This is a genomic window from Perspicuibacillus lycopersici, from assembly GCF_025660475.1.
Taxonomy (GTDB): Bacteria; Bacillota; Bacilli; order Bacillales; family Caldibacillaceae; genus Perspicuibacillus; species Perspicuibacillus lycopersici.
On record NZ_JAOUSF010000002.1, the window covers coordinates 455,871 to 471,578 of the forward strand.

General features: G+C 37.9%; 14 protein-coding genes. 3 read left to right on the forward strand and 11 right to left on the reverse strand.

Annotated elements, in window-relative coordinates:
• Positions 1-55: 55 nt before the first annotated feature.
• The 3 genes from OEV98_RS06300 (at position 56) to OEV98_RS06310 (ending at position 2,134) form a co-directional block, all read left to right on the forward strand.
• Positions 56-1,009 carry a hypothetical protein gene (locus OEV98_RS06300; protein ID WP_263072374.1) on the forward strand — a complete coding sequence of 318 codons (954 nt, stop codon included), beginning with the start codon at positions 56-58 and terminating at the stop codon, positions 1,007-1,009.
• A gap of 218 nt (positions 1,010-1,227) precedes the next feature.
• Positions 1,228-1,584, forward strand: a complete 357-nt coding sequence (locus OEV98_RS06305) for an MmcQ/YjbR family DNA-binding protein (RefSeq protein ID WP_263072375.1) — start codon at positions 1,228-1,230, stop codon at positions 1,582-1,584.
• 247 nt (positions 1,585-1,831) lie between these two features.
• Complete coding sequence (locus tag OEV98_RS06310; RefSeq protein WP_263072376.1) at positions 1,832-2,134, forward strand: DUF4190 domain-containing protein; 303 nt, start codon at positions 1,832-1,834, stop codon at positions 2,132-2,134.
• Between the two features lie 41 nt (positions 2,135-2,175).
• On the opposite strand, the gene OEV98_RS06315 is transcribed toward OEV98_RS06310, so the two are convergent.
• From OEV98_RS06315 to OEV98_RS06365, 11 genes are all read right to left on the reverse strand, one after another.
• Positions 2,176-2,586 carry a GRAM domain-containing protein gene (locus OEV98_RS06315; protein WP_263072377.1) on the reverse strand — a complete coding sequence of 137 codons (411 nt, stop codon included), beginning with the start codon at positions 2,584-2,586 and terminating at the stop codon, positions 2,176-2,178.
• Positions 2,587-3,094: 508 nt separating this feature from the next.
• On the reverse strand, positions 3,095-3,478 hold the full coding sequence (locus OEV98_RS06320; RefSeq protein ID WP_263072720.1) for a group-specific protein: 384 nt from the start codon (positions 3,476-3,478) through the stop codon (positions 3,095-3,097).
• Positions 3,479-3,649: 171 nt separating this feature from the next.
• Positions 3,650-4,171 carry a VanZ family protein gene (locus OEV98_RS06325; protein ID WP_263072378.1) on the reverse strand — a complete coding sequence of 174 codons (522 nt, stop codon included), beginning with the start codon at positions 4,169-4,171 and terminating at the stop codon, positions 3,650-3,652.
• Positions 4,172-4,749: 578 nt separating this feature from the next.
• On the reverse strand, positions 4,750-5,445 hold the full coding sequence (pgmB, locus tag OEV98_RS06330; protein WP_263072379.1) for a beta-phosphoglucomutase: 696 nt from the start codon (positions 5,443-5,445) through the stop codon (positions 4,750-4,752).
• An 81-nt stretch (positions 5,446-5,526) separates the two neighbouring features.
• On the reverse strand, positions 5,527-7,872 hold the full coding sequence (locus tag OEV98_RS06335; RefSeq protein ID WP_263072380.1) for a glycoside hydrolase family 65 protein: 2,346 nt from the start codon (positions 7,870-7,872) through the stop codon (positions 5,527-5,529).
• 162 nt (positions 7,873-8,034) lie between these two features.
• Positions 8,035-9,051, reverse strand: coding sequence for a LacI family DNA-binding transcriptional regulator (locus OEV98_RS06340; protein WP_263072381.1), 1,017 nt, complete (start codon positions 9,049-9,051; stop codon positions 8,035-8,037).
• 84 nt (positions 9,052-9,135) lie between these two features.
• Positions 9,136-11,013 (reverse strand): alpha-galactosidase, encoded by a 1,878-nt coding sequence (locus tag OEV98_RS06345; RefSeq protein WP_263072382.1) that lies wholly within the window; start codon positions 11,011-11,013, stop codon positions 9,136-9,138.
• Positions 11,014-11,062: 49 nt separating this feature from the next.
• Positions 11,063-11,716 (reverse strand): YesL family protein, encoded by a 654-nt coding sequence (locus tag OEV98_RS06350; RefSeq protein ID WP_263072383.1) that lies wholly within the window; start codon positions 11,714-11,716, stop codon positions 11,063-11,065.
• An 8-nt stretch (positions 11,717-11,724) separates the two neighbouring features.
• On the reverse strand, positions 11,725-13,926 hold the full coding sequence (locus OEV98_RS06355; protein WP_263072384.1) for an alpha-L-rhamnosidase-related protein: 2,202 nt from the start codon (positions 13,924-13,926) through the stop codon (positions 11,725-11,727).
• 11 nt (positions 13,927-13,937) lie between these two features.
• Positions 13,938-14,780, reverse strand: coding sequence for a carbohydrate ABC transporter permease (locus OEV98_RS06360; RefSeq protein WP_263072385.1), 843 nt, complete (start codon positions 14,778-14,780; stop codon positions 13,938-13,940).
• Between the two features lie 6 nt (positions 14,781-14,786).
• Positions 14,787-15,689, reverse strand: a complete 903-nt coding sequence (locus OEV98_RS06365; RefSeq protein WP_263072386.1) for a carbohydrate ABC transporter permease — start codon at positions 15,687-15,689, stop codon at positions 14,787-14,789.
• Between the last annotated feature and the right edge of the window lie 19 nt (positions 15,690-15,708).

Below are 15,708 nucleotides of genomic sequence, written 5' to 3' on the forward strand. Positions count from 1 at the left end.
AGCAGTCAGCCCACTAGATTTCCTTTATAATAAATAAAAAAGGAGGGAAAATAGCATGCTGTATATCGTTTTAGCTTTCATTGCGTTATGGATTTTGTCGGCATTTTTTTCCTACTATTTATTTTATCTAATTGTTGTATCCGTTTGCTCGATAGGAATTTTGACGATATTTTTCTGGAAGATTGTTTGGGACGGCTTGTATACGCAATACCGGTTACGGACAGACCCCGACTTCCAAAAGAATATGGAAAAAAGAAACGAACGAAAACGGAGGGAGAAAGAGAAAAAGCTCCGGAAACTGTCTCCATTCCAACAATGGAAAACGAAGGTTAGCGAAAAGCTTGGTTCCTTTTTCTCGCTAGTGCTTCTCCTCGGTATCTTTTTAGGAATTCCAGCAGGAGCATTAGCCATCGGTGGAAGCTTTTTACTCGATTTCCCCTCCTATCTGTTCGGAAAGACAAATACGATAACGGGCTACGTAACGGATTACGAAAATGTTTCCGGCAACAAATCACTGTCCTACGTATTAGTGGAAATCGAAAATACCGACTATGTACTAACAAAGCCAGCAGAATTTTATTTAGGAGATAAGGTAACCATCGATTATTTGCCACATACGAAAATCATTCGAGATTTTGAAATCGTGGAAGATCGGATTACCGAGACCACAATCGCACCAGTAGACCCGTCAGTAATTGACAACCCGCTCGCCGGCTCATGGGAATTTTCCGATGAAAATGTGTACATATCCCTCCTCCTTTCCGAAAGCGGTTCCGCCAATTGGTCGAAAATAACCGGTGACGATAGTGAAGGCACATTTTATTATGGCAATTGGAAATACGATGAAACGAATAAAAGCATTACGATAAACGTAACATCAGCAGAAGACCATTCGTGGCAGCCTGTCGAGTATCCAGAGGAAATTGACATACAAGTGGCCACCTTTACGGAGGATACATTGGAAGTGGAAATTGACGGGGAGAAGTTTTCCTTAACAAGAATGTGGTAGAGGTGACGAGCAGAACAGTTTGGCAGCTGTCTGCTCTTTTTTCCAAGAGACTGTAATAAAGAAGGGGATATGAATCCTCTCTGCTTACCATTTATAATAAAACAGAAGCGTATGTTCGATACCGAAAGAGGAGGACATAGCGTTTAACAAGTGTATGAAAACAAGGGATAAATTAATCTATACAAAAAAGAGCAAGAGCTGTTTCGGGAGGTACTTTTATGATAAATAGAGACGAAATTTTTGCCTATGTAAAAGAAACATTTGATACAGAGCCAGACTATCCTTGGTCTAAGTTTCCAAACTATGCAGTATTAAGACATCGCGGGAGCCGCAAATGGTACGGGCTAATAATGAACATACCAAGAATCAAATTAGGTTTATCAGGGGAAGGTAGTCTCGACATCATAGACTTGAAGTGCGATCCGGGATTTATTCGCTTACTTAGGAATGAACAAGGGATTTTACCCGCTTACCATATGAATAAGGAGCATTGGATTACAGTTGTTTTGGATAGTCCTTTTCCTAAAGAGGAAATTTACCACTTAATTGATTCGAGTTATTATTTAACAAAATAAAATATGGTAACGAGCCATCTTTTTTATACCTATCGATAAACCAATTAACAAAAAACTGTAAATATTGCCTTTGACCGCATAATCCTTTTGTATTTTAAATGGGAATTAACAACTATTGGTATTGTCGGCTTACAAAGCCTATCAGCTCTACTTATCTTTTCATAATTTCATTCGGTAATTGGAATAATAAAAGATAATTTCACCCCTTGTTATTAGCAAGGCGTGGCTGACATTGGAGGTTTGAAATATGGATGGGCAATATGACAATCACCAGTACCCGCAATATCGGCCAACAAGTGGGAACGCTATTGCAGCATTAGTATTAGGAATTTTATCGCTGATAATTCCATATATCGGACTAGTTTTAGGTATTATTGGCATCGTGCTCGCAAGAAAAGCCCTTCGAGAAATCCAACAACAAAATTTAAATGGGAAAGGTATGGCAGTAGCAGGATTAACGACTAGTATAATCGGATGTGCCATCTACGGCTTTATTATCGTAGTGTTTACCATATTAGGTGGGATTGCTGCTTCTTTTTCCACTTATTAAGTTTTTGTCGATTGTTCTGCTTTCCATAAGCAGAACAATCTCTACATACCATCCACTATTGTCTTTATTAGCTTATCTCTTTTATAAACGACAAGCTTATATTCCGTTCCGTTTTTTAACACGATGGATATCCCATTTGGTACTAGCCCTAGTGTGTTCCGCTTAACTACAGCGGCAATATCGGAAATAAGAATTTCCGTCGCTCCGCTTTGAATATTGATTTTATGTGACTGGAACAGAACCCTTTTATTCGTAATCGTTAATCTCCCACCTACACTCTCGATTCCTCGAAAAAGATTGGCAGGTACTTTATTAACTAATACCGTTTCCCCTGTCATTTCCGTAGACTGAACCGCTTTTGTTTGATCGACTGTTGCAGCAACTTCATTTCCGCATGATGTACAAAATTTATAGTTTTCGCCTAGTAATTGGCCGCAATATGCACAATACATTCTTTTATCCCCTATCTTGTAAACTACTTCCTATACTTAACAAATATGTAGTACTACTGTATACGGCTTTTCTATACGGAATGTTTCAATAAACATGATTCTTCTAGTTATCAGTTGATTGGAAAAGGACCCACTTGTTCTGTTTAGTTAATGGTTCTTGTCGATTTATGCGTTTAAATAAAATGGAATTCCTTGTATTCCCAATAGATGAAGTCAATTTCAATCAAACGTTTGTTTAAATTTTTCTGTTGGATTTTGTCATAAGACATGTGTATGTGCACTAGGAGAAATGCTATAAAATATACGGCTGTTTTCGTATAGTAAGTAGTTCAGATAACATGGAGAAAATTCAAATTCACTGGTTAAATAGCAATATGAATGATCCAGGCAATTAACCATTCAAAAAACACAAAAAAAGCTTGAGGAAAATTTCCACCTCAAGCTTTTTGAGTTTTATGGTAGTATGTTGGCGCTTTTATTAAAGCACTCGTTACCTCAATAACTTCGCTTATTTTGTTACTGCTGTAATCAATTCATCCATGGGTCCAATACATTTTTCAATTTCAGATAAATGGTAAAACGTACTGGTTGTTTCAAATTTATTTATTTCATCATTTGGTGAGTACAGATAAATTCTTTTTCCTTGTCCAAGTGCAATTCCAAACTCAATATGACTTCCTTTACCTGCTGGTAATAAAACAATAATAAAATCTGCTTCCAATACAGCATTTCTTTCCTGCTGTCCTATTTCTTTTAACTCCTCAACCGTTGAAGCTCTTTCATTTTGTGTCCAATCATATGTTTGAATGTAACCTTTACTTATTAACTCATTACTAACGTAACGAACTTTATCTATGTTTTTAAAGCTCGATGCAACATAAAACTTTTTCATCATTATCAAATCTCCCTTAACACAGAAACTCTACCACAAAAACCCATTCTTCATTTTTCTATATAGTTCATAACGACGTACCAATTAGCACCCTAAACCTATCTCATGAATAACAACAACCCTTTAGAAAACGGCCAAAAAACAACAACTCGTGATTTGGACAAACACCAATTATTTCGTTTTCTTAAAATCTATTAATGGCAAAACTCCCGCTACTATACATGCCAATACAACCCCAATCGCATCCACAACGAACACATCGATCAACTGCCCCGTCCGACCGGAGACAAATGTTTGATGCCATTCGTCTAGTGCGGCATAGCCGAGCGAAAAAATGGCAGGTACTATGTATTTAATGCCTATCCCTTTATAATAAGGTACATAGCTTAATGTTTTGAACCAAAATACGGTTAAAATGAAATATTCGAGGATATGTGCGGATTTTCTGAGCAGAAATTCCAAAAATGCATAAGGATCCTGTGTGGTGATCTGGTGGTCATTATAGTGGAATTCAACCGTCGGTAGTGTGGTTTCGGTGATTTTTACCTTTTCTTGTAGGAACGGTTTGATGTCTTGTTTGTCATAGGACATATTGGAGAAAGTGAACATGACAAGCATGATGGCTATTGTCCTGACTAGCCATATCCAAAATTTTTGATGGAATCTCATTACTTGCCACTCACTTTCCGCCAACATGTAGTGGATACTCCATCCGTATGTATTTTTTTCGTATTCTTTCATAGACTCCGACAATTCTACAAAAGAACGATACATACAAACGTCACGCTATGGTTTTTCACCTATTTTTTCGGAGTTGCTTCCTACGATAGTTTCCATTTGACTGATTGTTACAGTCAAGGTAGCTTTCCTTTTCAAATTTTTTCAGATTAATTTTACCAAAAGTGCAGTAGTTCCACTCCCATAGGAGTTGTCTACTTTTGATGAACCGCATGCTGCAGCCCATTCGAAAAATACATCATCAGTTAAGCTTCCTTGTAATAGATTATTAGTAACTAATATCCACTAGCCACCAAAATCAACAAGTGATCATGGTAATTATTAAACAATCAAAGTGGATATTTCTCGCTATCCCCCCTCTGACTTTTAAATTAATTCCTTGACCCCCGATGATATGAAGATCGATCTTCGAGTTATATTATATCATAATTGTAAATTTTAGACAATTAAAATTTTAAATTATTTAGAATAAATTATAATAATAAAAATAAATAGATAACTAAAATGATATTACTACCTTTCACTAACAATTCTTATTTTAATTTTGCTAATCTATCATTATACATTTGAAAGCTTTTTATTAGTTCATTAAGTTTCAATTGATTTGTCCTCTCAACGGTCATATCCGCCTTTTTCCGTAATGCTTCATTTGTTCCAACAGCAACGGCAAACATTCCTGCTGCTTTTATCGATTCGATCCCCGCTTCCGCATCTTCAATACCGATACAAGCCTCTGCTGTGACATTCATTTGTTCTGCAGCTTTTAAAAATACTTCTGGGTCTGGTTTGCTTCTTTTTACAGTTGCGGCATCAACAATGGTATCAAAGAAATTACCAATTTGTAATTTCTCGATTACCGCTGGTGCATTTTTGCTTGCGGAGGCTAATCCAATTTTATAGTGATTGGATTTTATATTTGCCAATAAGGAATGTATCCCAGGTAACAAATCATTTGGGGTTACTTGTTGGATTAGTTCTTTGTAATGTTCATTTTTCTTTGTAGCCAAAAATTCCTTTTCTTCTAGAGAAAAGTTAGTTTCCCTATTATTGAGTGCAAGTATTCGATTTAATGATTCTAGTCTGCTAACGCCTTTTAATCTTTCGTTAAATTCCCGATCAATTTTTATCCCTAATTCTTCGCCGAGTTGTTTCCAAGCAAGAAAATGATATTCCGCCGTATCTGTTATGACACCATCCAGGTCAAAAATAAACGCTTGTAATTCAGCCATTTTTAGTAACCTCCCTTTTTCCGATTCTTTTCAAATAAAAAATACAACGGAAGCACCCTTCAAATAACGGGTGCCTCTCTATTAAACTAGTGAAAATGTCGTTTCTAGTTTCGGCTCAATAACCACTTCATTTTCTGTGACAAAAAGTGATACTGCCTTATTTGATTCATTACGTATTTTTACATCCTTTTGCGTAGCAACGATAGAAAGCTCACTACCCTTCCAGAATATTTTGAAGGAAAGTTTTTCCCAGCTTTCTGGTATATTTGGACGAATGCGGAGACTACCATCCACCATTCGGACGCCACCAAAACCAAAGACGATTGATTGCCAAATACCACCGAGCGATGCTGCATGGATACCTGCATCACTAGACTTTAAAGCTGGCCCTAAATCAATTCGGATCGCTTCTTCAAACATTTGATAAGCTATTTCCTTTTCTCCAAGATCAGCTGCGAGAATGCAATGAGTGGATCTGCTCAAGGATGAGTCATGCAATGTTTTCGGCTCGTAATAATCCCAATTCGCACGCTTAATATCATTCGAATATAAGTCTTCTAATAAATAAAGGAGAATTAAAACATCAGCCTGTTTAGTAATTTGCATGTCATTCACTTGTTCGAGATTGTATTTCAGAAATAGTGTTCCTACCTCTTCCGCATTTTTATATTCTGTTAAATCAATAATTTCCTTTTGTAAATACGTATCATCTTGCGGAATAATCCCCTGCTCATTTGGCTGTGGCAAATATAGCTTGGCGGATTTTTCTTCCCATAGTTTTCGGTAGTGTGCAAGATTCCACTTCTCTTCTAACGGTTGCAATACCGCTGGGTTATTTTTTACTAAACGATCATAGTATTCAATTGCCTTTTGGATATTCCAATTTGCCATATGATTAGTGAAAGCGTTGTTATTGACATGCTCCTTGTATTCATCTGGCCCTACTACATCATTGATTTCATATCGTTGCTTCTGTTCATTCCATTCCAAGCGGGATTGCCAGAAGATTGCCGTGCTAAAAATAAGCTCATAACCGTAACGATTCATAAAATCGTCGTCACCAGTATATTGATAATACTGCCAAGTCGCGTAAGCAATATCTGCGCTTATGTGCTGTTCAATAAAACCGGACCAAATAATCGTTGATTCTCCTGTAACAATATCAGCTGCTCCATAAACGGGGGTTACTTCACCTTCATCTAGCCATGCAGATTCCCAAGGGAACATTGCCCCGTCATAGTTATTTTCCTTCGCCTTCTTTATCGCACCATCTAATGTTAACCAGCGGTACTCTAAAAGCTTGCGAGCAACCTCTGGTTGGCTAAGTATAAAAAATGGCACAATAAATATTTCATTATCCCAGAATGCATGGCCTTTATAGCCCTCTCCTGATAAGCCTTTTGCACCAATACTCATTCGATTATCATGTGCAGGTGTCATCCCAATCAAATGGTAAATTGCAAACCGGATCGCTAGCTGATGGAAGTCATTCCCTTCAATGACAATCGGAAATTTTTCCCATACTTCTACTTCCCAAGCATTTTTATGTTCAGTAAATAATGTTTGATAATCCCCCGCTTGTTCAAATGCCTCTAGCGTTTCTTCTTTCCAAGCTTCTCCATTCTCGATGTCCCTGCTTGTATAAACTCCGGAGATTTTTTCAAGTGTGATCGATTCATTTTTCAAAACTTCGATATGCTTATACTCCATGAAAATTCGACGTCTTTCCATGAAAATTATGTTCTCAGGTTGAATCACTTCGTTATGCTGCAAAAATTGGTGTCTGCAGTAATGGACGAATTCAATATGGGAGGTAGTTGTTTCTTGTTCCATTTTCAATGTATGTTGATGATAGAGTCTCTTTTCTCCCTCTTTAAAATGCTGTGTACCACTATTGGTAACCTGCCCATTAATACCGGAGCGAATGTTAATTACTGCGCTATTTGTTAATGGTGTAATCGTAATTCTTTGTGCCAGCAAATGTTTATTAGCTAAAGAGACAAAACGTCGAAATTCCAGCTGATAGCGATTACCATCCGGAGATTCCCATTCTACTAATCTTATTAATTCCGCATTTTTTAAATGGAGTGTTTTCTCATAGGATAGTATTTTCCCGTCCGTTAATTGAAATCGTTTACCATTTAAGAAAATATCCACCTCTAGCATATCTGCAGCATTAGGTAATTCACTTACTTCCTGATCACCTGGGAATTTATTAAACGTACCGGAAACAAATAGCCCACGTTTTTCATTTGGATATTTTTCTTCGGATGCTGCACGTTGACCCATATAACCATTTCCTAACGTGAAAATAGCCTCTGTCTTTCCTAAATATTCAGGTAAAAAGGTTGTTTCTGTAATTAGCCAATTTTTCTCTTCCTTCTTGCCGATTTCATAATTTAAAATAGAAGCCGATTGTTTTACCATGACATATCCTTTCTTCTATACATATTTTCACCAAATGTAAAGCGCTTTCTTTTAATCTTAGATTATACGAAACGTTTCGGATTGTCAACAGTAAAAAGGTCACTATATTTAGTAACAATAGTGACCCGTAACGTTTTGATTATATACATTCGATTAATCGTTTTACCCACCTGGTTGTGCGGTCGATTCCCGTAAAATTAGTTCATTTTGAATAATAATATGCCTTTGCGTGGAGCTATTTTGAATGATTTCCAACAATAGCTCGGTGCCTCTTTTTCCAAGCTCAAATGGTTTTTGCCCAATTGTACTTAATGTTGGACTTGTATATTGTGTTAACAAAATATTATCAAAACCAATGATGGATAAATCCTTTGGTACATCGAGCTTTAGTTCTTTCGCCGCCTTTAATACACCAAGCGCCATAATGTCACTGGCACAGAAAAATGCGGTTACCTCAGGGTTACTAAGTAAAAAATCCAATGATGCGCGATAAGCCTTTTCTTCTTCATAATCACCGTAGCACACTAAATTCTCATCCACTTCTAGTCCCGCTTCCGAAAGACCTTCCTTGTACGATTGGTATCTAATTTCACTAACATATGCATGCTTATGGCCATTCATATACGCAATGTTTCTATGCCCTAATCGCGCCAAGTATTTAATGGCTTTCTTTACACTATCATGTTGATTACTTGTTACATAACCGGTCGTTTCATTTTCAATGGGAATATCCACTAAAACCGTTGGAACCGATCCTTTAATCGCTTCCTGTAAATAAGGGTCCTCCTTCTTCAAGCCTTGGATAATAATCCCCTCTAAATTCCGTTCACTAACAATTTGGCGAAAGGTTTTATTTTTTTGCTTAGAGGAGGAAGTACTTAATAGAATCATTTCATAGCCTGCCTCTGTCACGAACTCGCTGATTCCACAAAGCACTTCAAAGGTAAAGTTATCTTTTGCACTTTCCCTTTTTAAATCGGACACAAGAAATCCAATGGTTTTCGATCGCTTTGTGACAAGACTTTGTGCATTGATATTCGGAGTGTATTCCAGTTTTTCAGCTGCAGCAAGAATAATATCACGGGTTTCCTTATTCACATCATCGTATCCGTTAAGTGCCCGCGATACCGTTGTGACGGAATAGCCGGTAATTCGTGCCAAATCTTTTAATGTTACCAAGGTGTTTCATCCTCTCACTATTAACCACATTCATTATCTTTAGCATACATTGTGAATCCAATAATTAACAAATCGTATGCATTATTAACATTCTGATATATATAATAAACTTGATGCACTCGTTAAAAAAGATACATCTAGCTGTTCTAGCTCATATCCAGCTCGAATGAAGGTGACATTATTGTCGATATCTTTCACTCGATAGGTTTTCTGATCATTTATACCGGATAGCCTTATGCTTGGAAATTCCTTTGTTGGATCGAAGCGAAATAAGAAAATAAGCATGTCATTTCCGGAAATAAATTGATATGCTTCATTTCCATTTCCTGCCCGATTGCCTTGTGCAGTTAACCGATACATATCCGATTGGATGATTAACGGAAAAATAGTTTCTTTATACTCTGTTAGCCCTTTTCGTACGATGCTCTTTACTTGTTGATTCCAATCCTTTATTGGATGGGAGAATCCGTACCGGTGCATCCCCGCAATTCTTAGAAACGCAAGAATATCCGCTTCCGAGCATTCATTATAGTTTTTCCAAGGGAATGGCGGCTGAATATTTTCTTCTGTTACCGTCTGTGACCAAGTAAAATGCAAACAGCGTACAGGTGGGATAATTAAGCTCGCTGCCCAGAAAACTTGTAATTGGTGTGAGGCATAGTCCGGATCACTTAGAAAATTGATATGGGTGTTTCTCATCATTCCCCAATCCGTTCGTAAGCCACCAGAGGAACAATTCTCAATAACTAAATGAGGAAACCTTCCCCTTAGTTTTGTTAAAACCTCGTATAAGCCCTGATAATGTTCGTACAGCCCGTCACCGCTGGAATGATCATGGTCTAGCCGATTACAGCCTTCCCCAGGATCTAAATTAAAGTCCAGTTTCAGCCAATCACATTCCAAATCCGCTAGCAGATCCGTCAATGTTTTCAGCGCCCATTCTCGAACAGGCTTGTGCCCAAAGCACACATAGCCTAAATCCTCCCCATCTCTATCTGCTGCAAAGTGTGGATGCGACTGCCGAAGTTCCGCTTTTTTCCCTAATGCCTCAATTTCACACCATATGCCGAAGTGGAGCCCTAATTTTTTTGCCTCTTCACTTAATTTCTTTAATCCAGAGGGGAATCGTGCACGATTGACTATCGACCAATCTCCTCGAACTTCTGTCCAATCTTCCCCTTCACCAAACCAACCAGCATCAAGGACAACGGTTTCTATCCCTAGTGTAGCTGCTTCCCTCATATTTTCTAATACGATATTCTCGTCTATAAATTTATCCTCATATGTCCACCAATGATTCCAGCTTACTAAAGACCTTTTCAACAGTGGGGTATTGGGAAACACACATGCTTCTCCATATGCCACCATATGCTGCGAGGCAATATTTAAATCGGCACCGCTAGCATGCACCACATGAATACTCTCCCAGCTGTTTTTTGGTGGGACATAGGTAGAAAATGATTGCTCAAGCCCTACCTGAAGCCGTAATTTTTCATTTTCGGGTTCAAAGGCAATTCTCCAGTTGCCGCTCCATGCGATATTTAGTAGATTGGTTTGATTGTTTGCTTCCCAATAAATAAAAGGATGATACGCGGCGGATGAGCGTCCTTTGTTATTTTCTATTTCCCAGCTATCCTTCACCAAAACATGTTCTGGCTGATATTCCGCTCCCCAGGAACTTTTAAAATAATGGACCTCTAGACAGGAGGTATCTAGTAAACGATCGAAAGGGTGAACCGCTTCTATTTTCAAATCCTCTGAGGTGTCATTATGAAGTACAAACCAATATTCTGCTTGCTGCTCACCTTGTGACCGTTGGAAAAAATGAATGGTAGCTGAGACTTGATCCAATACATATATCGTTTCTGTTTCGATAACATTCGTTTCTTTATGTTCGGTTTGTTTTACAATTGTCTGCTCGCTTGCGTGATACTTTATACCATTAACGATTATGCTAAACATAGGAACTCTCCTTTAAAAGTCATCGCTTTTGTTTCAAAACTAATGCTAGTTACCATTGCTCCGAAGGTTTATCAGAAGAAACACTCTCCCTATTCCCCCATTTTTTCTGTAGCTTAAGGATTTTTCTTTTAAATAATTGTGTATTGAACATACACCAAAAAACCGATAAACTACCGACAAAAAACAACATAATCCCTGGAACAAGTAATATTGCTAAGTAAATAACGAGTAGACCAACGAAAACCAATACATAAATATGCGGCTGCGAAAGACTAAAAATAAATAGCTTTACTGTTTCCTTCCAATTCATCCGTTCGTCGATAATAAGCGGATGAATAAGAAAGCTCCCAATTGAAAGAAAGAAGAACATAAAGTACCACGCATATTTTAATACGACAGAAAAGGTAACGTCCATGTTGCCCCAAAACATGATGTTACTGAATGCGACAACCATAAGAAAAAGTGCAACATAGCCATACTTTTCCGCGATCCAGAAATTTTGCCGATAGGAACTCCAAAATGTTTTCCAGATGGAGGTAGTTGATTTCTCTAGCCATACTTTACTAACCTTACTTGCTGCATGGATCGAAGGGAAAATCCCGAAAACTACTGCTCCCACAATGATCCCTAAAACCATTAATAGATTTAAATAGACAAAGAGCATTACCCAGTAACACGCATTCATCAATTTTGAGGCAACCATTTTATCACCTACCTGTTTATTTCATTTACTTCTCTTTGCAAAAGCTCTACACCATCTGCACCTGCAAATATCCAGCCTTGTTCATTTGATGTCACTTCGACTTGGTAGCCGTTCACTACACGAGTAACTTTTACATCAACTAAGTTGTTGCCAATTTTTATTTGTTTTGCCTCCATTTGATCCCATGCATCCGGTAATTGTGGGGCAAATACTACCTTTTTCTGTCCTGCATTTGGCTTCATACCGATAAAACCTGTAATAAATGGGGCAATCATCCCATAGGAGGTCCATGCCTGCACGAAGCATCCATAATCAGGAGACATCTCCGAAATGGAACCTGGCAGGTACATATTAAAGGTTTTCTTGATTTTTTGAATTAAAGCTAATGCCGAATCCGTCTGGTTGTATTGTAAATTGGCGTTAATTTGTACGCCAGTGGATATCGTCATCATTCTTCTTCCAGACGTTCCACCTATTCCGGAAAGATACATGCCGTAGTCACCAATGAATTCATCGGAGTTCATCCTACGTAGGGCAATTTCCGCTTGCTCCTCACTAGCTAAACCGGTTTCTACTGGTGTATTAATTACCCAGTTTTTAAAGCACCATGTTTGTTCTGCTTTATCTTGGTGAAGTCCCGTCCTCTCCAAGTCCTCTTTCACCATTTGGTAGTAGGAAATGGTTTCGTAATCATTCCCGAGACTAGCCTGTGTAATAAAATCGTCTAACTTGGAATAAATATCATTTCCAGATATTCGGATATCTCCAAATAACCCTTCCTCTTCTAGCCACATTTCCGTTTGGATTTTTTGGGCTAATTGTTTGGCAAGCTCTTCATAATGATTGGCCGTTTCCACATCAGTAAACATCCTGCCCATTTCCGCAGCATATGTCAGAGCCTTCCATGTATAGACAGCCGTATCAATAAGCTCTGCATTTAAACCTAAAATTTCAATGATTCCATATCCCTCTGGATATAAATCATGGTCTTGATCCATATCCTCTAAAATCCATCGTAAGCCTGCTTTTACTTCAGGATAATGGTTACGAAGCCATTGTGTATTACCAGACCATAGATACGTTTCAAATAACGCAATAATGAAGTGTGCCGTTTCCTGGGTATTCCCTGGATTTCCGACAATCCCAAACGTATTTGCTTCGTGAATGATTCTACCATTTTTATTATGTTCCTTCGATAATCTACCAACAAGGTCTAATGTATTCTCCGATAGCTGATGAAAGCCAGCTGGAAGGCATCCCATCAAGGCATATGCACTATCGGTACCAAACCACCACGAATATTCAGGAATCCCTGCTGCCAATCCTTTCCCAACAGTTGGTACATCAATGGTGAGCCAATCGATATGACATTTCACCCATGCATATACCTTTTCCAATTCTTTATCTGGAATATTAATATCCGCCATATTGAGAATTTCTTGGTAGCGTTGTCTTTTCTGTTGAAAAAGATGTTCTCCATCGATAAGTGCCGTTAACACGGATTGTATTTCTGCTTCCGACTCCATGGAGCCAGCAATTCTTACCGTAAATGCTTTTTTTGCCCCCGGAGGAAGTGTCATCGTAAATTCCCAAGCCATTCCACAGCCAGATCCATGAATGCCATCATATGCAGTTAAATCCTTTTCAATCGTGATTTTGGCGTTTTCCACGTCAACGCAAATGCCTGCAAACCATTGATGCTGACTATCTTTGACAATGACCGTACCCTCTTTCATAAACGCATGATCTTCCCCCGGAAGTATCCCTTTTGTTTCCGAATACCATACCGGTCGTAAATCACTCCGTGCAAGCCAATTAGCTGTAAATTCCAATTCCTCAGCTGTCGTGTTTTCTAATTCATATTTTACTAGAAAACCAGGAATATCATCAGGGGCAAAATGTGTTCTTTTTACAGAAATCGTATCCATTTGATAAATATTTTCATTGTAAAAAGGATAGTTGATAAACTCTGTCGCATTTTTTAACCATTGAGTTTCTGCTGCAGCCTTTTCTTTTAATCCGAACCAAAATCCATCGAGTATTTTTATCGGATGCATCCATAGTCCGCCCATTTCATCTTCCACATGATGGCCAAAGGCAGGAAAGCTACCATTTTGCGACCCAATTAAATGCATGCGATTTCCCGGTGTGACAAAATGTCGTTCATCAGGGGAGACAATCCGTTCCTTTAAATCTTGGATATTTACCATATCGTAATCACCTATCCTTTTATTCCCGAAGATAAATTAATACCTTGGATAAAGTATTTTTGCCCAAAGAAGAAAATGAGGAGTGATGGCAGCATGGATATTACAGACGCTGACATAAGATAATTCCACTGTACTTGGTTATTTTCTCCTTTAAAGAAGTTAATTCCTAATGCTAATGTAAAATCATCGGGATCACTTAAATAAATTAATGGCCCCATAAAATCGTTCCAAGCCCCATTAAATTGGAAGATAGCAACGGTAGTTAATGCCGGTAGCGTCATTGGTAAAATAATTCGGCCTAATATCCCCATCGTTCCTAATCCATCCATTTTCGCTGCATCCTCCAATTCGGTTGGAATGGTCATGAAAAATTGCCTTAATAAAAATATAAAAGTAGCATTACCGAAGAAAGATGGAACGATTAACGGATAAAATGTATTAATCCAGTCTAATTCCCGAAAAATTACAAATTGCGGAATCATCGTAACTGTACTAGGTAGCATCATCGTGGATAATAAAATGATAAATAATGTCTTATTCCCTCTCACATTGAATCTCGCAAATCCGTATGCAACAACGGTACAGGAAAGCAGTGTCCCAATAATCGTAAAGACGGTAATAAAGATCGTATTCATCGTCCATTCACCAAATGGCAATGTAGTAAAGGCTTCGACGAAATTACTCCATTTCGGATCCTCTGGCCACCAAACCATATCAAATTGCATAACCTCTGCATTTGATTTTAATGCGGTAGATAACATCCAAAATAGCGGTACGAGCGTAATAATGGTTCCTATTATTAATACTATCCAAACAAATGTCTTCCATAGTATTTTAGTAGTTTTATAGTTCATGGATGATTACTTCCTTTCACTTTCATAGTAAACCCACGAAGAAGAGGACTTAAAGATAATTAATGTAAGAATAATAATGATAATAAATAGAATCCACGCCATTGCAGATGCATAGCCCATCTCAAAATTATCAAAGGCATTTACCCATAAATAGTAGTTATAAAATAACGTACTATTATTTGGTCCGCCATCGGTCATAATATATGCCTGATTAAATGTTTGTAATGCGCCAATGACACCCATTATCAAATTGTAAAAGAGTGTTGGGGACAATGCAGGTAATGTAACAAATCGGAATAATTGCCATTTATTTGCCCCGTCCAATGTAGCAGATTCATATAGATCTTTCGAAACTCCTGCTAAACCAGCTAACCAAATGACGACCGTTCCACCAATATTCCACAAGCTCATCACAACAAGCGAGGTCATCGCCCAGTCCTCATCAAATATCCATCCCGGACCTTTAATTCCAACCATCTTTAACACTTGGTTGATTAAGCCAATTTCCGGATTAAAAATATACGACCATAACACCATTACCGCAACACCAGATACGATAACAGGGATGTAATAAATCGTCCGAAATACTTTAACTCCCCAATTGATTTGATTCAGTAGCATTGCCACTGCTAAAGATAAAATTAATTGCAGTGGTACCGAGAAGATGGAATAAACAAAGGTTACTTTAAGAGATTGATAGAATAAAGAATCGCCAAACATCTTCGTGTAATTATCAAACCCAATCCATTTAGGGTCTGTTAATAAATCCCACTTCGTAAAGCTCATGAATAGCGAAATAATCATTGGACCAAGTACAAATGCCAGAAACCCAATGATCCATGGGGATATAAGCAGATAAAAAGTGATTGTTTTTCGTTTACTCTCTGTGAGATATATTTTTTTCTTCATACAGCTTTCCCTTCCTATC